This is a genomic window from Nocardioides sp., from assembly GCF_024509035.1.
Classification (GTDB): Bacteria; Actinomycetota; Actinomycetes; order Propionibacteriales; family Nocardioidaceae; genus Nocardioides.
The window spans coordinates 1-3,844 of sequence record NZ_JANINT010000200.1 but is presented as its reverse complement, the minus strand read 5'-3'; the positions used below and the strand labels follow the sequence as shown (position 1 = coordinate 3,844).

The 3,844-nt window shown below is 72.9% G+C and carries 6 protein-coding genes; 3 read left to right on the top strand and 3 right to left on the bottom strand.

Annotation, left to right across the window (positions count from 1 at the left end; all coding sequences use genetic code 11):
* The coding region (locus tag Q0L15_RS14870; RefSeq protein ID WP_296605233.1) for a saccharopine dehydrogenase NADP-binding domain-containing protein at positions 1-1,172 on the bottom strand (1,172 nt) is incomplete at its 3' end.
* A gap of 73 nt (positions 1,173-1,245) precedes the next feature.
* On the opposite strand from Q0L15_RS14870, the gene Q0L15_RS14865 reads away from it, so the two are divergent.
* The gene (locus tag Q0L15_RS14865) at positions 1,246-1,515 is read left to right on the top strand and encodes a DUF2277 domain-containing protein (RefSeq protein ID WP_296605232.1); all 270 of its coding nucleotides are present in this window, start codon (positions 1,246-1,248) and stop codon (positions 1,513-1,515) included.
* Positions 1,512-2,339, top strand: coding sequence for a Sir2 family NAD-dependent protein deacetylase (locus tag Q0L15_RS14860; protein WP_296605231.1), 828 nt, complete (start codon positions 1,512-1,514; stop codon positions 2,337-2,339). Before Q0L15_RS14865 ends, Q0L15_RS14860 begins: the two co-directional genes overlap by 4 nt.
* 7 nt (positions 2,340-2,346) lie before the next feature.
* On the opposite strand, the gene Q0L15_RS14855 is transcribed toward Q0L15_RS14860, so the two are convergent.
* Positions 2,347-2,595, bottom strand: coding sequence for a hypothetical protein (locus Q0L15_RS14855; protein ID WP_296605230.1), 249 nt, complete (start codon positions 2,593-2,595; stop codon positions 2,347-2,349).
* Positions 2,596-2,858: 263 nt separating this feature from the next.
* The gene (locus Q0L15_RS14850) at positions 2,859-3,545 is read right to left on the bottom strand and encodes a metal-dependent transcriptional regulator (RefSeq protein ID WP_296605229.1); all 687 of its coding nucleotides are present in this window, start codon (positions 3,543-3,545) and stop codon (positions 2,859-2,861) included.
* Between the two features lie 92 nt (positions 3,546-3,637).
* On the opposite strand from Q0L15_RS14850, the gene Q0L15_RS14845 reads away from it, so the two are divergent.
* Positions 3,638-3,844 (top strand): deoxyribodipyrimidine photo-lyase (locus Q0L15_RS14845; protein WP_296605228.1); only part of this gene is annotated, 207 nt, incomplete at its 3' end.

The window sequence follows — 3,844 nt, the reverse complement described above, 5'->3', positions numbered from 1 at the left end:
TCGAACCGGATCCCGGCCGCCTGGAGCCGCGTCAGCAGGTTGTCCCCCATCGCCTGGGCGGTGGTGACCTGCCCGGCGGTGGGCGGGTTGTCGTCGAGGGCCAGGCAGAGCGCGGACTCGGCGAGCATCTTCGCGGTCTCGTCGTAGCCCGGGTCACCGCCGGAGACGCGGGTGTGGATGGTGCGTCCGTCGCCCTCGCCGACGAAGTCGACGGTGAACCACGACTTCGACCGGCGCCGCTCGTCGGGCCCCTCGCCCTGCTTGACCCGGCCGAGCGCGAGCTTGCGCAACGGCGGCACCTGAGCGGTCGCGAACATCGCGGTGACCGCCGCGGCCCCGCCCGCGGCGTACCGCAGCGTCTTGGTCCCGGCGTAGTGGGTGTAGCTGAAGTCCGGGCCGTACGACGCCAGCGCGGCGCCGCTGCGGGCGATGATGAACGGGTCGATCGTGGGCAGCGGCAGCAGCCAGTAGCCCAGCAGCGCGTCGCGGTGCGGCTTGCCCGACACCGCGCGGGACCGGCGCCCCTCGGGCCGCGGCTCGGCACGCCGACGCTCCTGCATCGCCGCGCGCATCTGCCGGGCCCGGGAGAACTGGCCCAGGGCCGAGTGGAAGGTCCCGCCCGAGAACGTCGCAGCGGAGCGCACCACGCCCCGCACGCGGACCGGCCCGGTCGCGGCGAGCTGCTGCACGGTGTAGAACGCCCCGAGGTCGTGGGGGATCGAGTCGAACCCGCAGGCGTGCACGATGCGGGCCCCCGTGCGCTCGGCCGTCGCGTGGTGGGCGAGGTACATCCGATCGACGAACTCGGGCTCGCCGGTGAGGTCGACGTAGTCGGTGCCGGCCTCGGCGCAGGCAGCCACCAGCGGCTCGCCGTGGGCCAGGTAGGGCCCGACGGTCGTGATCACGACCCGGGTCCGCGCGGCCACGTCGGCGAGCGACGCCGGATCGGTGACGTCGGCGTGCAGGAGGGCCAGCTCCCCGGCGGCCGGGTCGATGGTCGCCAGGTGGGTCCGCACGGACTCGAGCTTCTCCGGGTTGCGCCCCGCGAGCCCCCAGCGCAGTCCTGCCGGCGCGTGGCGCAGCAGGTACTCGGCGGTCAGGCGCCCGGTGAAGCCCGTGGCGCCGAACAGGACGATGTCGTACTCACGGGCGAGCTCGCGTGCGTCAGCCATGGCCCCACCCTGTCAGGTGGCGCCAGGCCCGGACCATCCCGTCCGCCGCGGGATCGGACGTACGCTCGTCGGCATGTGCCGCAACATCCGACCGCTCAACAACTTCGAGCCGCCGGCGACCAGCGACGAGGTCACCGCCGCCGCCCTGCAGTACGTGCGCAAGGTCAGCGGGACCACCAAGCCCTCCCAGGCCAACCAGGAGGCGTTCGACCGGGCGGTCCGGGAGATCGCCCACGTCACCGCCCACCTGCTCGACGACCTCGTCACGACCGCACCGCCCAAGGACCGCGAGGTCGAGGCCGCCAAGGCGCGGGCGCGGGCTCAGCTGAGGTACGCACGTTGACCCTGGCCGCCGGCCCGACGACCGCCCCGGCGCTCGACCTGCTCGCCGAGCGGCCACTCGTGGTGCTGACCGGCGCGGGCCTGTCGACCGACTCCGGCATCCCCGACTACCGCGGCCCGGGGGCACCGGACCGCCGGCCGATGACCTACCAGGAGTTCGTGTCCGGCCCGGCGGCGCGCCAGCGCTACTGGGCACGCAGCCACCTCGGCTGGGCCCGGATGGGGCGCGCGGAGCCCAACGCGGGGCACCACGCCCTGGCCCGGATCGCTCCGGACCTGCTGATCACCCAGAACGTCGACGGGTTGCACGAGCGGGCCGGCACACCGCGGCTGGTCGCCCTGCACGGCCGGATCGCCGACGTGGTGTGCCTCGGTTGCCGGGCGACCACGTCGCGGGCCGACCTCCAGGAGCGGCTCGTCGAGCTCAACCCCTGCTTCGCGGAGCGGCACGCGGCGGCCGCCGTACGCCCCGACGGTGATGTCGAGCTCGACGACACCGACGGCTTCGTGGTCCCGGACTGCGCGGAGTGCGGAGGGGTCCTCAAGCCCGACGTCGGGTTCTTCGGGGAGAACGTCCCGGCGGCGCGGGTGGAGCGCTGCTACGCGGCGGTCGAGGCGCTGGCGGGCCGCGGCGGGGCGCTGCTGGTCGCCGGGTCGAGCCTGACGGTGATGTCGGGGCTCCGGTTCGTCCGCCGGGCGGCCCGGGACGCGACGCCGGTGGTGATCGTCAACCGGGGCGCCACGCGCGGGGACGAGCACGCCGCGTGCCGGGTCGACGCGGGGTGCAGCGAGTTCCTCGCCGAGCTCGCGCATCGGCGCTGCTGAAGGAGCGTCAGTCCTTCCGGTCCGGGTCCTGCGGGCGGGCGAGCTCGCCGAGCAGGTCGACGATCTCGTGCAGCGCGAGGTCGTGCTGGGTCGGGTCGAGGCCGGCGATCCGCTCGCGGGCCAGGTTCTCGGGCAGGCGCGCACCGAGCGCCAGCGTGTAGACGGTGTCCTCGGGCCAGAACCCGATGTCGACCACCTCGGCGGCGTACAGCTCTCCACGATCGGTCTGGATGACGACCGGTTCCCCGTGGTCCAAGCCTCGCGTGAGCTTGGTCGAGGAATGGGCAATGACGAGCAGATGCTCGCCCGACACGCGGGCAGGGCTGTTCAGCTCGATGAACTCCATTGAATTTCCCCCACGTCGCCCACCCCCGACCGACGACTTCGCTCGTCCTCGCCGGACTCGCGCTGTCGGAAATCTATCCCGAGGATCTCCACGAGAGATGCACAAATCGTCAAATTGATGTCAACACGATCGCACGATCGACCAGCGCGCCACGGTAAAACTTTCGGGCCCGTTCACAACTTCCGCACGAAGATGTGGTCGGCGGCCTCGGGGACGATCTCGGCCGTCTCCCCTCCGGAGCCCACCAGGACGCCCTCGTCGGTGGCGATGACGGTGATCGTCTTGTCGGGGAGCGCGCCGACGCGGCGCATCGCGCTCATCAGCACCTCGTCCTTCTGCATCTCCTCGGAGATGCGACGGACGAGCACCCGGCCCTCGGCGGGGCCGGCGGCCTGCGAGAGCGGCTCGACGCCCTCCATGAAGTGCTCCCCGGCCGCGTGGTCGCCGAGCTCGTCGAGGCCCGGGATCGGGTTGCCGTAGGGCGACTCCGTCGGGTGGTCGAGCAGGTCGATCAGGCGACGCTCCACGGTCTCGGACATCACGTGCTCCCAGCGGCACGCCTCCTCGTGGACGAGCTCCCAGTCGAGCCCGATGACGTCGGTGAGCAGGCGCTCGGCGAGCCGGTGCTTGCGCATCACCCGGGTGGCGAGGCGCATGCCCTCCTCGGTGAGCTGCAGGTGGCGGTCACCCTCCACCGTGAGCAGGCCGTCGCGCTCCATGCGAGCCACGGTCTGGGACACCGTGGGGCCGCTCTGGTGCAGCCGCTCGGCGATCCGGGCACGCAGCGGGACGATCCCCTCCTCGACCAGCTCGTAGATGGTCCGGAGGTACATCTCGGTGGTGTCGATCAGGTCGCTCACCTGCACATCCTCTCCTATTCACCAACCCGCTGGCATCGTTGCAGTCCATGCGGACCTCGACGCCCGGGCCGTCCGGTCCTTCCCCTGCGGTCATGTGGTTCCGGCGCGACCTGCGCCTGGGCGACAACCCCGCGCTGCTCGAGGCGGCCGCGGACGGACCGGTGCTCGCGCTGTTCGTCCTCGACCCAGCGCTCTGGGGGCCGGCCGGCCCCACCCGGCGGGCCTACCTCGCCGCCTCGCTGGACGCGCTGGACGCGTCCCTGCGCGAGCGCGGCGGCCGGCTCTGCGTGCGGCGCGGC

Excerpts from the sequence above, each read along its gene's own strand:
- Q0L15_RS14865 (WP_296605232.1), top strand. The coding sequence starts at position 1,246 with ATGTGCCGCAACATCCGACCGCTCAACAACTTCGAGCCGCCGGCGACC.